17 protein-coding genes are annotated in these 20,839 nt (G+C 72.9%); 11 read left to right on the top strand and 6 right to left on the bottom strand.

Features of this window, described 5'->3' with window-relative positions:
- Positions 1–40 precede the first annotated feature (40 nt).
- Positions 41–2,752: a pyruvate dehydrogenase (acetyl-transferring), homodimeric type gene (aceE, locus tag AS97_RS14805; RefSeq protein WP_210565038.1), complete on the top strand. Its 2,712-nt coding sequence runs from the start codon at positions 41–43 to the stop codon at positions 2,750–2,752.
- Between the two features lie 127 nt (positions 2,753–2,879).
- A complete protein-coding gene (locus AS97_RS14810) occupies positions 2,880–3,845 on the top strand; it encodes a YafY family protein (protein ID WP_125761690.1) in 966 nt (321 codons plus the stop codon).
- Between the two features lie 45 nt (positions 3,846–3,890).
- Here the strand turns inward: AS97_RS14810 and AS97_RS14815 are convergent, their stop codons facing one another.
- Positions 3,891–4,817, bottom strand: a complete 927-nt coding sequence (locus tag AS97_RS14815; RefSeq protein ID WP_059143380.1) for an SDR family oxidoreductase — start codon at positions 4,815–4,817, stop codon at positions 3,891–3,893.
- Between the two features lie 199 nt (positions 4,818–5,016).
- On the opposite strand from AS97_RS14815, the gene AS97_RS14820 reads away from it, so the two are divergent.
- Entirely contained in the window at positions 5,017–5,535 is a 519-nt protein-coding gene (locus tag AS97_RS14820; protein ID WP_059143475.1) for a DUF4240 domain-containing protein, read from the top strand.
- A 25-nt stretch (positions 5,536–5,560) separates the two neighbouring features.
- Here the strand turns inward: AS97_RS14820 and AS97_RS14825 are convergent, their stop codons facing one another.
- Positions 5,561–6,154 (bottom strand): GNAT family N-acetyltransferase, encoded by a 594-nt coding sequence (locus AS97_RS14825; protein WP_236669853.1) that lies wholly within the window; start codon positions 6,152–6,154, stop codon positions 5,561–5,563.
- A 50-nt stretch (positions 6,155–6,204) separates the two neighbouring features.
- Here AS97_RS14825 and AS97_RS14830 point away from each other — a divergent pair, with 50 nt between their 5' ends.
- Complete coding sequence (locus AS97_RS14830) at positions 6,205–7,104, top strand: TIGR01777 family oxidoreductase (protein WP_210567214.1); 900 nt, start codon at positions 6,205–6,207, stop codon at positions 7,102–7,104.
- A 227-nt stretch (positions 7,105–7,331) separates the two neighbouring features.
- The gene (locus AS97_RS14835) at positions 7,332–8,678 is read left to right on the top strand and encodes an NAD(P)/FAD-dependent oxidoreductase (protein ID WP_059143377.1); all 1,347 of its coding nucleotides are present in this window, start codon (positions 7,332–7,334) and stop codon (positions 8,676–8,678) included.
- A 622-nt stretch (positions 8,679–9,300) separates the two neighbouring features.
- Here AS97_RS14835 and AS97_RS14840 read toward each other — a convergent pair.
- Positions 9,301–10,554 carry an MFS transporter gene (locus AS97_RS14840; protein WP_247204371.1) on the bottom strand — a complete coding sequence of 418 codons (1,254 nt, stop codon included), beginning with the start codon at positions 10,552–10,554 and terminating at the stop codon, positions 9,301–9,303.
- A gap of 1,012 nt (positions 10,555–11,566) precedes the next feature.
- Between AS97_RS14840 and AS97_RS14845 the strand changes: the two genes are divergently transcribed.
- Positions 11,567–12,328 (top strand): helix-turn-helix domain-containing protein, encoded by a 762-nt coding sequence (locus AS97_RS14845; protein WP_059143374.1) that lies wholly within the window; start codon positions 11,567–11,569, stop codon positions 12,326–12,328.
- A gap of 445 nt (positions 12,329–12,773) precedes the next feature.
- Here the strand turns inward: AS97_RS14845 and AS97_RS14850 are convergent, their stop codons facing one another.
- Positions 12,774–14,435 (bottom strand): regulator, encoded by a 1,662-nt coding sequence (locus AS97_RS14850; protein ID WP_210565040.1) that lies wholly within the window; start codon positions 14,433–14,435, stop codon positions 12,774–12,776.
- Between the two features lie 204 nt (positions 14,436–14,639).
- Here AS97_RS14850 and lipB point away from each other — a divergent pair, with 204 nt between their 5' ends.
- From lipB to AS97_RS14870, 4 genes are all read left to right on the top strand, one after another.
- Positions 14,640–15,464 carry a lipoyl(octanoyl) transferase LipB gene (gene lipB, locus AS97_RS14855; protein WP_197049042.1) on the top strand — a complete coding sequence of 275 codons (825 nt, stop codon included), beginning with the start codon at positions 14,640–14,642 and terminating at the stop codon, positions 15,462–15,464.
- A gap of 298 nt (positions 15,465–15,762) precedes the next feature.
- Positions 15,763–16,713, top strand: a complete 951-nt coding sequence (gene lipA, locus AS97_RS14860) for a lipoyl synthase (RefSeq protein ID WP_210565042.1) — start codon at positions 15,763–15,765, stop codon at positions 16,711–16,713.
- Positions 16,714–16,959: 246 nt separating this feature from the next.
- Positions 16,960–17,157 carry a hypothetical protein gene (locus AS97_RS14865; protein WP_014060111.1) on the top strand — a complete coding sequence of 66 codons (198 nt, stop codon included), beginning with the start codon at positions 16,960–16,962 and terminating at the stop codon, positions 17,155–17,157.
- Between the two features lie 10 nt (positions 17,158–17,167).
- Positions 17,168–17,848, top strand: a complete 681-nt coding sequence (locus AS97_RS14870) for a DUF4191 domain-containing protein (protein WP_059143230.1) — start codon at positions 17,168–17,170, stop codon at positions 17,846–17,848.
- A gap of 106 nt (positions 17,849–17,954) precedes the next feature.
- Here the strand turns inward: AS97_RS14870 and AS97_RS14875 are convergent, their stop codons facing one another.
- A complete protein-coding gene (locus AS97_RS14875; RefSeq protein ID WP_078641008.1) occupies positions 17,955–18,422 on the bottom strand; it encodes an RDD family protein in 468 nt (155 codons plus the stop codon).
- Between the two features lie 254 nt (positions 18,423–18,676).
- Here AS97_RS14875 and glnA point away from each other — a divergent pair, with 254 nt between their 5' ends.
- Positions 18,677–20,086: a type I glutamate--ammonia ligase gene (gene glnA / locus AS97_RS14880; protein ID WP_059143228.1), complete on the top strand. Its 1,410-nt coding sequence runs from the start codon at positions 18,677–18,679 to the stop codon at positions 20,084–20,086.
- Between the two features lie 76 nt (positions 20,087–20,162).
- On the opposite strand, the gene AS97_RS14885 is transcribed toward glnA, so the two are convergent.
- Positions 20,163–20,753, bottom strand: a complete 591-nt coding sequence (locus AS97_RS14885) for an Ig-like domain-containing protein (RefSeq protein ID WP_059143219.1) — start codon at positions 20,751–20,753, stop codon at positions 20,163–20,165.
- Positions 20,754–20,839: the final 86 nt, after the last annotated feature.

A 20,839-nucleotide genomic window follows, 5' to 3' on the forward strand; every position in this document is an offset into this window, starting at 1 on the left:
GAGCTTTGATCGATCATCGATCAGACTTACAGTCGGTTTCATGACCGATCTCGCACGCACGCGGCCGAGTGCGCTCGACCAGCTTCCCGACCGTGACCCCGAGGAGACCGCCGAATGGGGCGCCTCCCTGGACGCCGTCGCGCAGGCGGCCGGGTCACACCGCGCCTCGTATCTCATGCGCCGCACCCTGGAGCGCGCCGAGAGCACCGGGCTCGCCCTGCCGCCCCTGCTGGAGTCGGATTACGTCAACACCATTCCGACCGCCGCAGAGCCCGCGTTCCCGGGCGACGAGGCCATGGAGAGCCGCATCACCGCCTGGAACCGGTGGAACGCGGCGGCGATGGTCACCCGCGGCAGCCGTGACGGCCTCGGCGGTCACATCGCCACCTTCGCCTCCGCCGCCTGGCTCTACGAGACGGGCTTCCAGCACTTCTTCCGCGGCAAGGAGGCAGGGGGCACCTCCCGGTCGAAGACTGGGGGAGGCTCCGGCGACCAGCTCTACATCCAGGGCCACGCCTCCCCCGGCATCTACGCCCGCGCCTTCCTCGACGGGCGGCTGACCGAGCACCACCTGGACCACTTCCGCCGCGAGGCGGGCGGCAGCGATGTTCCTGGGCTGCCGTCCTATCCGCATCCGCGGCGGATGCCGTGGCTGTGGGAGTTCCCCACCGTCTCGATGGGGATCGGTCCGATCTCCGCGATCTACCAGGCCCGCTTCAACCGCTATCTGGCGGCGCGCGGCATCAAGGACACCGCCGACTCCCACGTCTGGGCCTTCCTCGGCGACGGCGAGATGGACGAGCCGGAGTCGACGGCCGCCCTGGCGCTCGCCGGGCGCGAGGGCCTGGACAACCTCACCTTCGTCATCAACTGCAATCTGCAGCGGCTCGACGGCCCGGTGCGCGCCAACTTCAAGATCGTGCAGGAGCTGGAGGCCCAGTTCCGCGCGGCGGGCTGGAACGTGGTCAAGTCGCTGTGGGGCTCCGCCTGGGACGAGCTGTTCGCGCTGGACACCTCGGGTGCGCTGGTCCGCCGGCTGCGCGAGGTCCCGGACGGCCAGTTCCAGACGTACGCGACCCGTGACGCGGCCTATGTCCGCGAGCACTTCTTCGGCGCCGAGCCGGAGCTGGCCCGGCTGGCCCAGCAGCTCACGGACGCCAAGCTCACCGAGTGTTTCCACACCTCGCGCGCGGGCCATGAGCCGCGCAAGGTGTACGCGGCCTACCGCGCGGCCATGGAGCACAAGGGCGCCCCGACCGTGGTGCTCGCCCAGACCGTCAAGGGCTGGACGCTGGGCCCCGGCTTCGAGTCGCGCAACGCCAACCACCAGATGAAGAAGCTGACCGGCAAGGAGTTCCGCGCCATGCGGGACCTCCTCGAACTCCCCATCCCGGACAGCAAGCTGGACGACGGCCTCGTCCCCTACGTCCACCCCGGCCCCGACTCCCCCGAGGTCCGCTACCTCCAGGAGCGCCGCGCGGCCCTCGGCGGCCCCGCCCCGGCCCGTAAGGTCCACGCGGTGGCCCTGCCCGAGCCCTCCCCGAAGCCGTTCGAGGCGCTCGCCAAGGGCTCCGGCAGCCAGGAGATCGCCACCACCATGGCCTTCGTCCGGCTGGTCAAGGACCTGATGCGGGACAAGGAGACCGGGCGGCGCTGGGTGCCGATCGTGCCGGACGAGGCGCGGACCTTCGGCATGGAGTCGCTCTTCCCCACCGCCGGGATCTACTCCCCGCTCGGCCAGACCTACGACCCGGTCGACCGCGATCAGCTCCTGTACTACAAGGAAGCGCAGAACGGTCAGATCCTCAACGAGGGGATCACCGAGGCCGGTTCGATGGCCGACTTCACCGCCGCCGCGACGTCGTACGCGACCCACGGCGAGCCGATGATCCCCTTCTACATCTTCTACTCGATGTTCGGCTGGCAGCGCACCGCCGACCAGATGTGGGCGCTCGCCGACCAGCTCGGCCGCGGCTTCCTCATCGGCGCCACCGCCGGCCGTACGACGATGACCGGCGAGGGTCTGCAGCACGCCGACGGCCACTCCCCGCTGATCGCCTCCACCAACCCGGCGGCGCTCGCCTACGACCCGGCGTTCGCGTACGAGATCGGCGTGATCGTGCGGGAGGGTCTGCGGCGGATGTTCGGCCCCGAGGCCGAGGACATCTTCTACTACCTGACCGTCTACAACGAGACCAAGGTCCAGCCGCCGATGCCCAAGGGCGAAGGCGTCGAGGAAGGCATCCTCAAGGGCCTGTACCGCTACCAGGAGGCCACGGCCCCGGCCGAGGACTCCCCCCGCATCCAGCTCCTCGCCTCCGGCACCGCCATCCACTGGGCGCTGGAGGCCCAGAAACTCCTCGCCGACGACTGGGGCGTGGCCGCCGACGTGTGGTCCGCCACCTCCTGGAGCGAGCTGCGCCGTGACGCCCTGTCCTGTGACGCGGCGCAGCTCAAGGGCGAAGACCGGGTCCCGTACGTCACCCGTGCCCTGGCAGGCGCACCGGGCCCGGTCCTCGCCGTCAGCGACTGGATGCGTGCGGTCCCCGACCAGATCAGCCAGTGGGTCGAGCAGGACTGGTACTCGCTGGGCACGGACGGCTTCGGCCTCTCCGACACCCGCGAGGCCGCCCGCCGCCACTTCGGCGTGGACGCCCCGGCCATCGTGGTGGCCGCGCTGTCCCGGCTGGCCCGGAAGGGCGTCGTACGGGACACCGCGCCCAAGGAGGCCGCGGAGCGGTACGGCATCTGACGGCGCCGGGTCCAGCCCCTCCGGCGGGTGAGGAGCGGGGTCCCGGGGCGCGGCCCCGGCGGGGGCCGGGGGCCGGGTCACGCGCCGTGATTCCACGCCCGCCCGCAGCGCACGGCATCATGAGGTCGTGCGTGCTGCCCGGCTCATCAAGATGGTGCTTCTGCTCCAGGCTCGGCCCTCGATCACGGGGGCCGAGCTGGCGCGGGAGCTGGAGGTCTCGGAGCGCACCGTGACCCGGGACGCCGCCGCGCTCTCCGAGGCGGGGATCCCGGTCTACGCGGACCGGGGCCGGGCCGGGGGCTACCGGCTCATCGGCGGCTACCGCACCCGGCTGACCGGCCTCGGGCGGACCGAGGCCGAGGCGCTGTTCCTGTCCGGCGTCCCCTCAGCGCTGCGCGAGATGGGGCTCGCGGACGCCGCCTCCGCCGCCCGGCTGAAGGTGTCCGCCGCGCTGCTCCCGGAGCTGCGGGACGCCTCGCACACGGTGGCCCAGCGGTTCCATCTCGACGCCCCGGGCTGGTGGCGGGAGCCGGAGGCGCCGGAGCTGCTGCCGAGGATCGCCGACGCGGTCTGGGACGATCTGCGGATCACCGTGCGCTACCGGCGCCGGGACGCGGAGGTCCGCCGGGAGCTCGAACCGTACGGGCTCGTGCTCAAGGCGGGCGTCTGGTATCTCGCGGCACGCGTGGAGGGCGGCTTCCGGGTGTACCGGGTGGATCGCTTCACGGCCGTCGAAGCGGACGGCGCCCACTTCACCCGGGACGAGGACTTCGACCTGCCCGGCTTCTGGGGAGAGCGAGCCGATCAGTTCGCCCGCTCGATCCTGCGGGAGAAGGCCGTCGTGCGGCTGACCCCGGCCGGTGCCCGGGCGCTGCCGCATGTCACGGACCGGACGGCGGCCGAGGAGGCCGTACGCGAGGCCGGGGAGCCCGACGGGCAGGGGCGGCTCACCGTCACTCTGCCCGTCGAGTCGTACGAGGTCGCCCTCACCCAGCTGCTCGGGCTCGGCCCGGAGGCGGAGGTGCTGGGGCCGCCGGAGCTGCGGGCGCTCTTCGCCGAGGCGGCGCGCCGCACTGCGGAGTTGTACCGGTGAGCGCCGGGCCCGACCCCGGCCCCGGCCCCGGCAAGGCTCCGCGCTCTATCGGTAGTCGGCGGCCGTGCCCTCCTTGCCTCCGAAGACGACGTCCCGGAAGTAGCCGAGGGCATCCGGCCGGGAGCCGTCCCGATCGGTGAAGCCGTAGACCTTGGCCAGCTCCCCGCTGAAGGCGGACTTCCCGTTCCAGCGCGCCCGGTCCGGGTCGGCGGCGAGCGCGGCGACCGCCCGTCCGACGAAGTGCGGCGACTCGGCGATGGCGAAGTGCGGCTCCTTCTCCACCGCGTCGCGCCAGTTCTCCTCCGTCACCCCGAAGTGGTCCAGCATCTGCTCGGAGCGGAGAAAGCCCGGCGAGACGCTCACCGCCGTGCCGTCGAACTCCTTCAGCTCCTCCGCGAGCCCGAAGGCCATCCGGATCGGGGCGTTCTTGGCGAGGTCGTAGAAGAGGTTCTCGCGGTAGGTCTTGTTGTACTCCTCGTTGCCGTCGGTCACCTCGACCACCAGCCCGCCCGGGTGCCGGATCAGCAGCGGCAGTGCGTAGTAGCTGGTGATGAGGTGGGTCTCGACGCCGAGCCGGAGCATCCGCAGCCCGCCCGCGAGATTCGTCTCCCAGCTCTTCTTGCCGAACTCGATCAGCGCCTCACCACCCCATACGTCGTTGACCAGGACGTCCAGCCGGCCCTGCTCCCGGTCGATCCGCTCCACCAGCGCCCGGACCTGCTCGGGCTCCAGATGGTCGGTCGGCACCGCGATGCCCGTGCCGCCCGCGGCCGTGATCAGCTCCGCCGTCTCCTCGATGGTCTCCGTGGCCCGCCCCACCTCGCTGACGCTCTCCCGTGTGGTGCGGCCCGTCGCGTAGACGGTGGCCCCGGCCGCCCCCAGTTCGACGGCCATCGCCCGGCCCGCGCCGCGCGTCGCCCCCGCGACAAGCGCGACCCTGCCCGCCAGTGCGCCCTGTGTGCTCACGTCCATACGTCCTCTCGGTGCTGATGCCCTGTGGGTGACCTGGGTCAACCCCGGGTTGATCCGGTTCGACCCAGGTCGACCTTCGCAGGGAAACCCGACACCTGCTGTCGGGTATGAGAAGCGGTCGCATCCGGCGCGTTCCGCGTGCGGGGGTGCGCGGGAGGGCCGATCCTGGTCCCGTGATGATGGACGAGGTCGCGTGATGATGGACGAAACGGAGTTCTGGGGGCTGGTCGACAGCGCTCGGGAGGCCGCGGACGGTGATCCCGAGGACCAGTCCGATCTGCTCGTCGACCAGCTGTCACAACTCGACCCCGACGCGGTGCTGGACTTCGCCCGGCACTTCGAGGCCCGCTCCAACCGGGCGTACCGCTGGGATGTGTGGGGCGCCGCCTGGGTGCTGCTCGGCGGGGTCGGCGACGACGCCTTCGAGGCGTTCCGCTTCTGGCTGATCGGCCAGGGCCGGGAGATCTTCGAGGGCGCGCTGCACGATCCGGACGCGCTCGCCGACCTGCTCGAGGACTTCGATGATCAGGTGGACGGCGACTGCGAGGACCTGGGGTACGCGGCGGACGAGGCGTACGAGCGCCTGACCGGGGCGCCCCTGCCGGAGCTGGGGATCTCCCCCGCGCCCCGGGAACCGATCGGGGAGCCCCTCGACTTCGAGAGCGAGGCGGTGCTGGCGGCGCGGTATCCCCGGCTGTGGGAGCGCTTCAGGGACTGATCCTCCCGAGCGCCTCCCCAGCGCCTCAGGTGTCCAGCGAGCGCCCCATCAGCACATCGTCCACGTACTCCCCCGCCAGCAGGAACTCCCCCGGCAGCACGCCTTCCACCGCGAATCCCTCCGACGCGTACAGCCGCCGGGCCGGGATGTTGTGGCCCAGCACCCGCAGCGTGATGCGGGTCGCGCCCTGCCGCCGCGCCTCCTCCCGCGCGGCACCGAGCAGCGCCCGCGCCACGCCCTTGCCCCGCGCCTGCTCGTCCACCGCGAGCCCCTGGATCTGGCGGACATGCGCGTTGCAGGCCAGCGGGGTCGACGGCACGAGCCGTATATAGCCGACGGGGCATCCGCCGAGTTCGGCCACGAGGATGTGCTCGACGCGGTTGTGCTGGGTGAAGAAGGGGTCGTACGGCGGCTGCGGCTTCGGCTGCACGGAATGCAGCACCGACCAGGTGCGGCGGTCCAGCTCGGCCAGCGCCGTCTCGTCGTCGATCACGGCGGGCCGGATGATCAGCTCGGGCCGCTGGGACGCCTGGGGTCGGCCGGAGGGCTGGGGCAAGCCGGACCCCTGAGGCAAGCCGGAAGGCTGGGGTGGGCCGGAAGGCTGGGACATGCGAGTCACTGTGCCACGCCCGCCTGTTGTCCGACATCCCTCCCGTGATCGAGGGCAGGATGGGGGCCATGCGTATCGCGGTCACCGGCTCCTCAGGGCTCATCGGCACGGCACTCGTCCGCTCGCTGCACGAGGACGGCCACCAGGTGGTGCGCCTGGTGCGGCGTCCGCCGCGTGCGCAGGACGAGGTGGAGTGGGACCCGAAGCGGGAGCGGGTGGACACCAAGGGGCTGATGGGCTGTGAGGCCGTGGTCCATCTCGCGGGCGCGGGCGTCGGCGACCGGCGCTGGACCGACGCGTACAAGAAGGAGATCCGGGACAGCCGGGTGCTGGGCACCGCCGCCCTCGCCGAGGCGATCGCCTCGCTGGACACCCCGCCACGGGTGCTGGTGAGCGGAAGCGCGGTCGGGTTCTACGGTGACACCGGGGAGCGCGCGGTCGACGAGAGTGCGCCCCCCGGCCACGGTTTCCTTCCGGATCTCTGCCAGGACTGGGAGGAGGCGGCGACCGCGGCGCAGGAGGCGGGCGTCCGCACGGTCTTCGCCCGGACCGGTCTGGTGGTCTCCGCCGAGGGCGGGGCGTGGGGGAAGCTCTTCCCCTTGTTCAAGCTGGGGCTCGGCGGGCGGATGGGCAGCGGCCGGCAGTACTGGAGCTTTATCTCGCTGCGGGACCATGTCGCCGCACTGCGCCACATCCTCGACACGCCCGAGCTCACCGGCCCGGTCAACCTCACCGCGCCGACGCCGGTCACCAACCGCGAGATCACGGCGGCCATGGGCCGCGTGCTGCGCCGCCCCACGCTCTTCACGGTCCCCGCGCCCGCGCTGCGGATCGCCCTGGGCGGGATGTCCGGCGACGTCCTCGGCAGCGTCCGGGCCATCCCCCGCCGCCTCCTGGACTCCGGCTTCACCTTCGTCCACCCGCATGTGGACGAGGCCATCAAGGCGGCGCTGCCGTAGGAGGGTTGGCGCCCCCCTGGCGCCCCTCGCACTCCCCCGGTCGCGCATCACTCGATGACGTGTGCGACCGGTGTGCGCCCGTGCCCGGTCGATGCGCGTCTGGCATCGACCGTTTCTGTCCGTACCGTCAAGACCGTCTCGCGAGCCGTCACGCGGGACCCACGTATCCGGGCCGCCGGCCGGGGCAGCAGCCCCTGTGACGGACGCACCGACCTCGGGGAGGACACGTGCTCAAGCGCGCGCACCGCACGGATGTCGTCATCGTCGGCGCCGGGCTCGCGGGGCTGGCCGCGGCTCATCGGCTGACCGACGCGGGAGTGGCGGTCACGCTGCTCGAGGCCGCGCCCCACGTGGGCGGACGGATGACGACCGACAGCGTCGACGGCTACCGGCTGGACCGTACCGGTCACCTGATGAACACCTCCTTCCCGGAGTTGCGGCGCACTCCGGGACTCGGCGCCCTCGCCCTGCGCCCCTTCGCCCAGGGGGTGCTGGTCCACAACGAGGGGCGTACGCACCGGGTGGACACCCCCCGGAGCATGAGGGGCGCATTCACCTCGGCACGCGCCCTCGCCAACGCCGCCCGCGCGCCGCTCGGCAGCGGGCTCGACCAGGCCCGACTCGGTGCCGCGCTCGGCAGGCTCGCCGCCCTGCCCGCGGACCGCCTGCTCGCCCGCCCCGACCGGCCGGTCTCCGAGACCCTGGGGGGGCGGGGCCTACCTGCTCGTACGGTCGAGGGGGTGCTGCGTCCGCTGCTCGTCTCGCTGCTGAGCGACCCGGACCTCACCACCTCCAGCCGCTGCGCCGACCTCGCGCTGCGCGGCTACGCACGCGGCCGCCTCTGCCTTCCGGCGGGCGGCGCGTCCACCGTCCCCGAGCTGCTCGCGGCCGCGCTGCCGCCGGGGACGGTCCGTACGGGCGTCCGGGCCGTATCGGCCTCCACCACCGCCGTCGCCACCGCCGAGCACGGCGAGATCGGCTGCCGTGCGGTGCTGGTGGCCACCGGTGCGCATGACGCGGCCGAACTCCTGCCCGGGCTGCGGGTACCGGCCTTCCACCCGGTGACCGTGATGCACCACACCGCCGACCGGCCGCCGCTGCGCGAGCCCGCGCTGATACTCGCCGCGGGCGGCCGGGGCCCGGTCGCCCACACCATGGTGGCCAGCGAGGTCGACCCCTCCCGCACCCCGCCCGGAAGGGTGCTGATCACCTCCACGGTGCTGGGCGCCTCCGCCGCCCTGCCCGCCGCCGAGCTCGACCGGGCCGTCAGGGCCCAACTGGCGGCGGTGTACGGCACGTCGACCGCGGGCTGGGAGCTGCTGGCCACGCACCATGACCCGTACGCGGTCCCGGCCATGCCCGCCCCGCACGACCCGCGCCGCCCGGTGCGGCTGCTGTCGGGGCTGTACGTCTGCGGCGACCACCGGGACTCCAGCACGGTGCAAGGCGCCCTGGCCTCCGGCCGCCGGGCGGCCCGAGCGGTCCTCAGCGACTTCGGCGCCCCACCGGCCGCCGGATCCGACACGAACGCCGGCAACGCGGGCACCGGATCCGTCCCCGTGGCGGCGGCCTGAGCGGCGGCCTGAGCGGCGGCATGCGCGTCGGGACAGGGCGCGGCTGAGGCTCAGGCTCCGGTTACGCGGCCCGGGGCCCGGGCCCAGGGGGGCCAGGGCCCAGGGGGGCCAGGGCCCAGGGGGGCCAGGGCCCAGGGGGCCAGGGCCCAGGGGGGCCAGGGCCCCGGGCAAAACAGGCACCCGCGGTGCGGCGGCCCGGCCCGGCCCGCGACACCCTGCAGCACAGGACGGCCCAGACCCAGGCCCCAGCCACGCGACCCGCAACCCGCAACCCGCAACCCGCAACAACAGGCACCCACGGCCACAGTCGCCCGACCCGTGAGAGATCCCGCGGTGCCCAGCCACTGAGGCCCAGGCTCCCGTTACGGCTCGCGGCAGGGTAGAGACCGGCACCCGCGCCACGGCGGCCTGACCGACGCGCCCCCTGGGTTGCACGGCAGGCCCACTGGGCTCAGGCCCCGGTTCGGCTCGCGGCCCGGGACCCGGCGCCCGCCACCTCGACTGCCACACGATCCGGGGCCGGGGCCCACTCACCCCCGGTGCGGCGCCGACGAGCGCGTGCCGCTCGACGGCCCGCGCCTCGACGGCCGCGTCCCTGGCGTACGCGTCCCTGGCGTACGCGTCAAGGCGCCTCAGTGGCAGAGGCGTTGGACACCGCGCGGGCGGCGGGCCCCGACACCGCCGCCAGCAGCGCGCCGCCCAGGAAGCATCCGGCCGCGATCACGGCGGACCGCCGCATCCCGGCGTAGAAGGCGGAACTCGCGGATGCCGCGGCGAGCGTTCCGAACAGCGCCACGCCGATGGCGCTGCCCAGTTGCCGCGCCGCGTTGAACGCGCCGGACGCCGCGCCGCGCACCTCGTGCGGCGCGGCCTCCATCGCCGCGATCGTCGCCGACGGCATGGTGAACGAGGTACCCAACCCGACCAGCAACAGCGGCACGACCAGCAGCGCGTACGGCGTGTGCGGCCCCACGGCCGCCCAGCCGAGCAACCCCACCGCCCCGGTCAACAGCCCAGCCACGGCCGGGACATGGGGGCCCACGCGCGCCGCGACCCGCCCGGACAGCGGCGAGGCGACCGCGACCAGCGCACCCATCGGCAGCAGCGCCAGACCGGTGGAGAGCGGGTCCCAGCCCCGGTGGCGCTGGAAGTAAAGGGTGGTGAGGAAGAGCAGCCCGTAGAAGCCGAGGTTGAGCAGCACCCCCACGGCCAGGGCGGCCGGGAACCGGAAACCGGTCAGCAGCCGCGGCGGCAGCGCGGGCGCCGCCGCGCGCCGTTCCAGCCACAGGAACAGCGCCCCCGCGAGCGGCGCGGCCGCCAGGGCACCGAGCACCAGCGGATCGGTCCAGCCGCGCCCTCCCGCCTCGTTCAGCCCGGCGGTGAGGGCGGCCACCGCGATGACGCCGGTGAGCTGGGCGGCGAGGTCCAGCGGCGGACGCTCCCCGCGCGGACGCGGGCGCGTGGCGGGCACATGACGGATGGTGAGCCAGACGGCGAGCGCGCCCAGGGGGACGTTGACGAGGAACACGGTCCGCCAGCCCACGCCCCACACCAGCACCCCGCCGAGCACCGGACCGGCCGCGGCGGCGACCCCCGCGATGCCGCCCCACACCCCGAACGCCCTGGCGCGCGCGGCCGGTTCGGGGTGCAGCGCCCCGAGCAGCGCGAGCGAGGCGGGCACCATGGTCGCCGCCCCGGCCCCCTGCGCCAGCCGCGCGCCGACCAGAACGGCGACGGTCGGCGCGAGCGCGCACCCGGCGGAGGCCACCGTGAACAGCCCGAGCCCGGCGAGGAACACCCGCCGATGGCCCAGCCGGTCCCCCAGCCCGCCACAGAACAGCAGCAGCCCGGCGAAGACCAGCGTGTACCCGTCCACGATCCTCCCCCAGCCTTCGGCCGGGAGGTGCCCCCTGCAGCGCGCCCTGCCCGGCCGCCAGCCCGGCGCCGATACGGGGCGCGGCCACATTGACGACGGTGACGTCCAGGATGACCAGGAAGTACCCGAGGCAGATGGCGAGCAACGGCATCCTCCGTACGGCGGCCGCCACAGGCGGAGCCGAGGATTCCGAGGTGCGATGCGGGGAGCGGTACGTCCTCATGCCTCCACCCTCGCCCCTGATCCCTTCGGCCCAGACCGAAGCATGGCGCGCCCAGGCGCGCGCGAAATGGGTGCCATGAACCTCATCGGACGACGTCCGGTCCCGCCCGAAGCGCCTGCCTACGCCGCAGCACACGGCCTGCGGCCGGAGGCTCGTACGGCGAGGCGTCCGGCCCCAAGCACGCGGCGCCAGGCGCGCGGGCCGAGGCGTGCGGGCCGAGGCGTGCGGGCCGAGGCGTGCGGGCCAAGACGTGCGGGCCAAGACGTGGCGCGCGTAGGGCGCGCGGGGAACGGGGCATCACCCGCCGGACACCGGCGGAGGTCTCGGACCGCATCGCACCCGAAGTACGGGCACGCCGGAGCCCGCGGCCACAGGCGGATGCTCCTAGGGCGAGGCACCCAGCCCCAAGCAGGCAGCGCACGGCGCGCGGGCCGAGGGCGGGTGCGCGCCTGGAGCACCGGGGAACGGCGCAGGGCATGCGGGACGGGCGGCGTCGGGGGCCACATCGCGCAGCCCCGGCGCTCGGCTCCGCCCGGCCCGAAGGGCGGCCATGCCGGAGCCTGCGGCCTCAGGCCGGAGGCTGGAAGGCGCGGCAGGCCCAAGGCGCGCGGCGAACGGGGCCAGCGAGGCGCGCGGGGGAGGCCCCGCGGACTGCGTCGCGCCAACCCGCCCGGCCGGGCCCGAAGCGCGCAGCACAAGGCTGTGCTACGGGCCGTATCGCCGAGGTGCGCACGGGCGTCCGTCCACACTTCGTCCGCTGCCGAAGCGACCCCGACCTACGCTGGACCCATGGCCACCACCACGGACGCCCGTGACGCCGACATCGCCCGCGCGGCCGCCGCGATTGCCGATCCGTCTCGCGCCCGCGTCCTGCAGGCGCTGTTGGAGGGCCGCGCCCTGCCCGCGAGCGTGCTGGCCACCGAGGCCGGGGTCAGCGCCTCCACGGTGAGCGGGCATCTGGCCAAGTTGCTGGAGGCCGGGGTGGTGCGGGTCGAGCCGCACGGGCGGCACCGCTACTACCGACTGACCGGCCCCGCCGTCGGCGAGGCCCTCGAGGCGCTGGCCCGGATCGCCCCGCCGCTGCCGGTCACCTCGCTGCGCCAGAGCACCCACGCACACGCCCTGCGCCGGGCGCGTACCTGCTACGACCATGTCGCGGGCGCCCTCGGAGTAGCTCTGATGGCAGCGCTGCTGGAACGCGAGGTCCTGGAGGGCGGCGACGGACGCTTCCATCCCGAGGCGACGGAGAGCGACCGGCTCTCCGCCCCGGGCAACGACACCACGTACCGGCTGACGGACCCGGGGCGCGCGGAGCTGGCGGCGTTCGGCGTGGACGCGGACGGGCTCCCCGCGCGCCGCCCGCTCATCCGCTACTGCGTGGACTGGACCGAGCAGCGCCACCATCTGGCCGGGGCGCTGGGGGCCGCCCTGACGGACCGACTGTTCGCGCTGGACTGGATCCGCCGTGGCAGCCGCCGCCGCGTGATCCACCTGACCGACGCGGGCCGCACCGGCCTGGAGCGCACCTTCGGCCTCGTCGTGGACGCCTGACCCGCCCGGTGCCCTGACCACGACCGCACCCGGCCCTGACCACGCCCGGCCCTGGGCACACACCCGTCGCGGACGTGACCCCATCCACCCCGAGCACCCCTCCTGGACACCTGACCCGTCCGGCTCAGGCAACGTCCTGGACTCCTGACCACACCCGGCCCAGGCAACCTCTTGGACACTGAACACACCCCGCCCAGGCAGCGTCTGAACGCCTGATCACACCTCGCCCGGGCACCATCCGCGCGCCTGGACGCGCGCCTCGCCACCTGTGCAGCGACGCCCCGCCCTGCGGCCCCGCACCCCGCCACCCGAGCGGCGACCGCCCCGCGCCGCAGCCCCGCGCCCCGCCGCCTGATCAGCCACCCTCCCGCCCTGCGCCCCCGCCCCGCCACCTGAGTCAGCGCCATCCCGCCCCCGCGCCCCCGCACCCCTCCCACCCCCGCCCCTACCCCAGCGCCGCCACCCGCTCTCGGTAGCCCCGGGCCGGGGCCGCGTCCCGGTAGGGCTCCAGGCGGCGCTCGAAGTCCCGTACGTACTCCACCGCCCGCACCGACCGCATTTCCGAAGCCTGCTGGGCGGCCTCCGCCGCCAGCTGGCATGCCTGTTCCAGCTCGCCGAGGCCCAGCCGCGCGCTCGCCAGCACCACCCGGCAGAACAGCCGACTGCGCGCGAAACCGGCGCCGTGGAGCTGCAGGGAGCGCTCCGCGTGCTGGGCGGCGGCCCGGTACTGCTGCAGATCGCGGTGGCAGTGGCCGAACTCGTCGGCCAGCTGCGCCTCGTCGAAGAGCCGTGCCCAGTACGGCACCTCGTCCCCCGGCCGGGCCGTCTCCAGCGCCCGCTCGGCGCGGGCGAGCGAGGCGGTGCACGCGCGCACCTCGCCCAGGACGCCATGGCCGCGCGCCTCGATCGCGTGCAGCAGCGACTGCAGCACGGGCGGGGCGCCGCCGCCGACCCCCTGCTGGGCCACCCGGGCCAGCTGCACGGCCTCCCGCCCATGGCCGAGATAGACGGCCTGGCGGCTCATCGTCACCAGCACATAGCTGCCGTACGTGCGGTCCCCGGCCGCCTGCGCCAGCCGTAGCGCCTGGACGAAGTAGCGCTGCGCCAGACCGTGGGCGGCGATGTCGAACGAGGTCCATCCGGCCAGCCGGGTCAGATCGGCGACCGCGCCGAACAGCCGCCGCCCGGTCGCCTCGTTGTACGAGCCGCGCAGCATCGGCTCGCCCTCGTGCTCGAGATAGCGCACCAGGGCCTGGCGGGCGTGGCCGCCGCCGTACGTCTGGTCCAGCGCCGCGAACAGCTCACCGACCGAGCGCAGGGCCGCGATATCGCCGGAGGTCACCCGGTAGCCCGGTGCGCGCCGGTCGCGGTCGTGCCGGCGCTGACGGGGCAGCGGCGCCCGCCCCTGGGCGCCGTGAGCGCCGTGGGCGGCGTGGGCGCCCTGCGCGCCCTGAGGGCCGTTCGCGCCCTGCGGGCCATGCGCGCCCTGAATGGCCGTACGCCCCGGTGCCACCCCGGCCGGGCCCCCCGCCCGGCCGCCCTGCGCGGGCAGCCGCCCGGCCGCGGCCCCGGCCCCGGTACCGACCCCGGCCCCGGGCCCCGTCCCGGCTCCCACGGCCGCCCCCGCCGGGACGCCGCCCGCCGGTGGCTCACCGCGCGCCACCCGGTCGTCGGGCCGCCCGATCAGCCAGTCACGGCTCGGGACGACCAGCCCCGCCGGAGTGAAGGCGATCTTCCGCAGCTCCGCATGGCTTCCGGAGTCCTTCCGCCACAGCCCGCTGACGATGTCCACCGCCTCTTGCGGGGTGGCGGCGAACTCCAGCCCCGCGTAGACGGGCGCACAGGCGTCCAGGCCCAGGTCCTGGGCGGTCAGCCGTCGCCCTAACCGCCGGGTGAACACCTCGGCGATCAGCGCCGGGGTGGTGCCGCGTGGCTGCTGTCCGCGCAGCCACCGCGTCACCGATGTCTTGTCGTACCGCAAGTCCAGACCGTGCTCCAGCCCGAGCTGGTCCACCCGCCGGGCGAGCCCAGCGTTGGAGAAGCCAGCCTCGGCGATGAGCGCGGCGAGCTGACGATTGGGAATGCGCTGCGGGGGTCGTTCCGTCATCAGCTTGCCGGTCTCCCTGATCGCTCTGTGGAACGGCGCGAATGTAACTGCCGCTAGAGGGCTGATCGCGGCCGTCGGGCGGCATTCATCCGATCGTGTGAGAACGGGCCGGGTGAGGACGTAAGGGGACACGGTCGTACAGTGGCGGGGGCGCCGCCGCGAGGCTCCGCCCCCAATCGCACGTGGGCCGAAAAGGAGCTTGCCGTGACCGCCGTGACCACTGCTTCGCCGGGGTCGGTCCCCGGCTCACCGGCACTGCGCTACGTCCACCTGGGCTTCGGCGCGGACGCCGTGGACTACGAGGAGGCGTGGCAGGAGCAGCGCCGGGTGCACGCCGCCCGCTTCGCGGACGAGATCCCCGACACCTGCCTCATGCTGGAGCATCCCCCGGTCTACACGGCGGGCCGGCGCACGGCCGACAGCGAGCGCCCCCTGGACGGCACCCCGGTGGTGGACGTGGACCGGGGCGGCAAGATCACCTGGCATGGCCCGGGCCAGCTCGTCGGCTATCCGATCCTCAAGCTGCCGCGCCCGGTGGACGTCATCGCGCATGTCCGCCGCCTGGAGGAGGCGCTGCTGCGCACCTGCGCGGAGTTCGGCGTGGAGACGACCCGGGTGGAGGGCCGCAGCGGGGTGTGGGTGCTGGGCGACCCGGTGGACCAGCGCCCCGCGCTCGGCGGGCTGAAGCTGGACTTCGACCCGCGGCTGGAGGACGAGGAGTTCGACGCGCGGCTGAACGGGCCGGAGTACGCCCCGTCCAACGCCGGGCAGCGCCGTGAGGACCGCAAGCTGGCCGCCATCGGGGTGCGGATCGCCAAGGGCGTGACGATGCACGGCTTCTCGCTCAACTGCAATCCGGACAACACCTGGTTCGACCGGATCGTGCCGTGCGGTATCCGGGACGCGGGTGTGACCTCGCTCTCGGAGGAGCTGGGCCGGGATGTGCCGATCTCCGAGGTGCTGCCGGTCGTCGAGCGGCATCTGCGGGACGTCCTGGAGTCCTCCGTCCCGCTGCCGCGGGCGGTCTGACCCTCCCGGGCCGGGCCCACCCGCCGGGGCCCACCCGTCGGGGCCCGGGGCCCACCGGCCCGGCCTTTCCGGGTCCGGCGCTCCGGAAAGGCGCCCCTTCCCGGTCCGGCGCTCCGGCATCGCGGCCCTTCCGGGTCCGGCCCGTCCGGGAATGCGCCCTCGCCCCTATCGGTTGCCCTGGACGTAAATGCGTACGAACCACGGGCGTACCCTGGTGACCGCCGACGATTCGAAAGCCCGCCGGCAAACTCGCCACGCCGAGCCGCCAAGCAGAGCCAAGCAAAGAGGAGTGCCGGACGTGTCCGCAGTCGCACCCGACGGACGCAAGATGCTGCGCCTGGAGGTCCGGAACAGCCAGACCCCCATCGAGCGCAAGCCCGAGTGGATCAAGACCCGGGCGAAAATGGGCCCCGAGTACACCGAACTGCACGGCCTGGTGAAGCGCGAGGGCCTGCACACCGTGTGCCAGGAGGCGGGCTGTCCGAACATCTATGAGTGCTGGGAGGACCGCGAGGCGACGTTCCTCATCGGCGGCGACCAGTGCACCCGGCGCTGCGACTTCTGCCAGATCGACACCGGCAAGCCGCAGGAGCTGGACCGCGACGAGCCGCGCCGGGTGGCCGAATCCGTACGCACGATGGAGCTGAAGTACGCGACCATCACCGGTGTGGCCCGTGACGACCTGGAGGACGGCGGCGCGTGGCTCTACGCGGAGACCGTCCGCCAGATCCACTCCCTGATGCCCGACACCGGCGTGGAGTTGCTGATCCCGGACTTCAACGCGGTCCCCGAGCAGCTCGCCGAGGTCTTCTCGTCCCGCCCCGAGGTGCTCGCGCACAACGTCGAGACGGTGCCGCGGATCTTCAAGCGCATCCGTCCGGGCTTCCGCTACGAGCGCTCGCTCGAGGTGATCACCAAGGCGCGCGAGGCGGGTCTGGTCACCAAGTCCAACCTGATCCTGGGCATGGGCGAGGAGCGCGAGGAGATCAGCCAGGCGCTGCAGGATCTCTACGACGCGGGCTGTGAGCTGATCACCATCACCCAGTACCTGCGGCCGTCCGCCCGGCACCATCCGGTGGAGCGCTGGGTCAAGCCCCAGGAGTTCGTGGAGCTCAAGGAGGAGGCCGAGGAGATCGGCTACGCGGGCGTCATGTCCGGCCCGCTGGTCCGCTCCTCGTACCGGGCCGGCCGGCTGTACCAGCAGGCCATCGAGCAGCGCAATGTCGCCGCGGCCTCCCCGGCGGTCTGAGTCACACTCCGTCACGGACCGTGCGCCGATCGCCCCGTGTGAGCAACACGCTGTGTGATTGCGGGCACACACATATCCGAAGGCTTTGAGAACGCCGCAGGTCAAGGGTGAAATACGGGCCGCAGCAGGGCTTCATCGGTGTTTGACCGGCCAGTCACGCACTGGTAACACCAATGGGTAACGATTGAGCCACGCACTGCTTATACGTTGTGCGTAGCGATCATCCGCCGCTTCCGAGGGGTACCCATGCCGGCTGCGCCCGTACGCCCGTCCGTCACCGACGCGCTCCTCGTCCTGGAGGGTCTGCTGCTGCGGGGCGGGCAGCGCACCGCCCGCCGCAACGCCTGGACGGCCGTGCTCGAGGACCGCCGTCGGGCCAAGGACCGGGACGAGGCCGAACACGTGCTGGAGGCCGTGTCCACCAGCACCTCCCAGGCCACGTAAACTTCGCTGTATGGCGAGGAAGGAAACATCCGAGAACCCCGGGCGGCTGAAGCAGATCGCCCTGACCTACAAGATGACCAAACGGGTCGACCCGAAGGTCACTCTTGTCGTCGCCGGCGTGGGGATTGTCACCTTCGGTGTCCTTCTCGCGATCGGCTTCCTGATCGGCCACCCGATCTTCGCTGGCATCCTGGGCTTCGTCCTGGCGTTCCTCGCGATGGCGATCATTTTCGGCCGCCGTGCCGAGCGGGCCGCCTTCGGGCAGATGGAGGGCCAGCCGGGCGCGGCAGCCGCAGTACTGGAGAACGTGGGCCGCGGCTGGTCGGTGACCCCCGCGGTGGCCATGAACCGGAACCAGGACGTCATCCACCGCGCGGTGGGCAAGGCGGGCGTCGTGCTGGTCGCCGAGGGCAACCCGAACCGGCTCAAGAGCATGCTGGCCGCCGAGAAGAAGAAGATGGCGCGCATCGTCGCGGAGGTTCCGGTCCACGATGTGATCGTGGGCTCCGGCGAGGGCCAGGTCGAGATCAAGAAGCTCCGCACCACGCTGCTGAAGCTTCCGCGGGTGCTGCCGGGCGCACAGGTCACGGTGGTCAACGACCGCCTGCGCGCGCTGGGCGACCTGATGAGCAACATGCCGATCCCGAAGGGGCCGATGCCCAAGGGGATGCGGATGCCGAAGGGGCGCTGAGCGCTCCCCGCACCGAAACGGATACGAGACGGCGGCCCGGACATCCGGGCCGCCGTCTCGTACGTAACGCCGTTGTACGCAATCCGTACGGGTGTGAACCCGGGGCTCAGACCCTGATCTGCACCGCGCGGGAGAGCCGGTCGTGCAGCCCGCGGGTGTCGCGGTCCCAGACCACCGCCGGGATGACCAGCACCACCAGCACACTGCGCAGCACGGCCTTCGGCAGGCTCAGCCGCACCCCGCCCTCGCCGATGACCCGCAGCTTCAGCAGCAGCTTGCCGGGGGTGGCGCCGACGGTGCCCACCGTGACCAGGCTCAGCACCAGGAAGACCAGCAGCGCCCAGTTCCCGGCGGCCTGGGCGTCGCGGCCGGACAGCAGGGCGTAGGAGACGAGCAGGCACAGGGCCCAGTCGATGAAGAGTGCCCCGAAACGGCGGCCCAACGGCGCTATGGCGCCCGGTCCGCTCTCGGGGAGCCCGAGCCCCTGGCCCCGGTAGCCGAAGTCGACGCCCATGTCCTCGGCGGCCGCGCGGGGCCCGGAAAGCCACGATCCGATTGCTTGCCTCTTGTCCACCCGTCTACGTTACTGCGACCGCATACGTTCCCCGGGCCTGGCCCCCGCCCGTCGGCCCCGGGCAGGCCGTCCGGTGCCTTTTCCGAGGCCACGAGGTCCCCGTAACCCCCCTCCGGCCGGTTAACCTGGGTGAAACAAATGGGTCATGCCCGGGAAATCCCGTCTGCCTATGGTCGGCGACAGCGCGCCACCGCACATGGACCGCGCGACCGGACAAATCCCCGTCCCACCGCGGCCGGGCTAGGAGGAGTTGGATGTTCCAGAACGCCGACGACGCTCGGAAGTACATCTCGGACGAGGACGTCAAGTTCGTCGACGTCCGCTTCTGCGACCTTCCCGGCGTCATGCAGCACTTCACCGTACCGGCGGAGGCGTTCGACCCGAACGAGGAGCTGGCCTTCGACGGCTCGTCGATCCGCGGCTTCCAGGCCATCCACGAGTCGGACATGGCCCTGCGCGCGGACCTCTCCACGGCGCGTGTCGACCCGTTCCGCCGGGACAAGACCCTCAACATCAACTTCTTCATCCACGACCCGATCACGGGTGAGCAGTACAGCCGTGACCCGCGGAACATCGCCAAGAAGGCCGAGGCGTACCTCGCCTCCACCGGCATCGCGGACACCGCGTACTTCGGCCCGGAGGCGGAGTTCTACGTCTTCGACAGCGTGCGCTTCGAGACCAAGGCGAACGAGTCCTTCTACCACATCGACTCCGAGGCGGGCGCCTGGAACACCGGCGCGCTTCAGGACAACCGTGGCTACAAGGTCCGCTACAAGGGCGGCTACTTCCCGACCCCGCCGGTCGACCACTTCGCCGACCTGCGCGCCGAGATCAGCCTCGAGCTGGACAAGGCCGGGCTCCAGGTCGAGCGCCAGCACCACGAGGTGGGCACCGCCGGCCAGGCCGAGATCAACTACAAGTTCAACACGCTGCTGGCCGCGGCCGACGACCTGATGCTGTTCAAGTACATCGTCAAGAACGTGGCGTGGCGGAACGGCAAGACCGCGACCTTCATGCCGAAGCCGATCTTCGGTGACAACGGCTCGGGCATGCACGTCCACCAGTCGCTGTGGCAGGGCGGCTCCCCGCTCTTCTACGACGAGCAGGGCTACGCGGGCCTGTCGGACACCGCCCGCTACTACATCGGCGGCATCCTCCGGCACGCCCCGTCGCTGCTGGCCTTCACCAACCCGACGGTGAACTCCTACCACCGCCTGGTCCCGGGCTTCGAGGCGCCGGTCAACCTGGTGTACTCGCAGCGTAACCGCTCCGCCGCGATGCGTATCCCGATCACCGGTTCCAACCCGAAGGCCAAGCGCGTCGAATTCCGCGCCCCGGACTCCTCCGGCAACCCGTACCTGGCCTTCTCCGCGCTCCTGCTCGCGGGCCTGGACGGCGTCAAGAACAAGATCGAGCCGGCCGAGCCGATCGACAAGGACCTCTACGAGCTGGCCCCCGAGGAGCACGCGGGCGTCCCCCAGGTCCCGACCTCCCTCCCGGCCGTCCTCGACGCGCTCGAGTCCGACCACGAGTTCCTCCTCCAGGGCGGTGTCTTCACCTCCGACCTGATCGAGACCTGGATCGACTACAAGCGCACCAACGAGATCGCGCCGCTGCAGCTGCGCCCGCACCCGCACGAGTTCGAGCTGTACTTCGACGTGTGATCCGTACCGGCTCCGGCCGGGCCCCCGCCACCGCCCCGATGGGCGGGGGCGGGGGCCCGGCGTTTGTGCGCAGGTGTCACGCGGCGGCGTTGACCGTCTGGGTGTCGGTGCCGGAGGACGGCAGGAAGCCGGTGTCGCCGGTGTAGAGGGCGACCACGGGGTGGGTGCCGACACCCAGGGCGTTGACGGACAGCGTCGCGACGCCCCCCGACAGCGGCTGGACGAACGCCCCGCCGCCGGGAGCGCCGATGATGAAGGTGACCGTCCCGGTCGGGACACCCGTGCCGGGCGCGACCGGGGTGACGGTGGCGGTGAACGTCACCGTGGCGCCCTCTGTCGACGGGTCCGGCGCCGAGGACACCGAGGTGGTGGTCGCCGACTGGACGACGAGGATGACGTTGGCGCCGGTGGACGGGGAGAAGTCGGCGTCACCGTTGTAGTTGGCGAGGACGGCGTGGGCGCCGACGCTCAGGCTGGGGACGGTGACCGAGGTGGTCCCGCCCGACAGCGTCCCGGTCACGGTGGGGCCACCGGTGACGACGAAGGTGACGTCGCCGGTGGGAGTTCCCACGCCGAGCGGGATGACAGTGGCGGTGAGCGTGACCGACTGGCCGGACGACGCGGGTTGGGGTGAGACCGTGACCAGGGTGATCGTGGGCGTAGCCATGGTGGCCCTCCAAATGGTGTGGAGTGGTGGGCCGTTGCTCGCCACGCATGCGGGAACACGGCGCGGCGGTGCATCGGGAGGCTGGG

The sequence above is a fragment of the Streptomyces sp. AgN23 genome, assembly GCF_001598115.1.
In the GTDB taxonomy this organism is placed as follows: Bacteria; Actinomycetota; Actinomycetes; order Streptomycetales; family Streptomycetaceae; genus Streptomyces; species Streptomyces antimycoticus.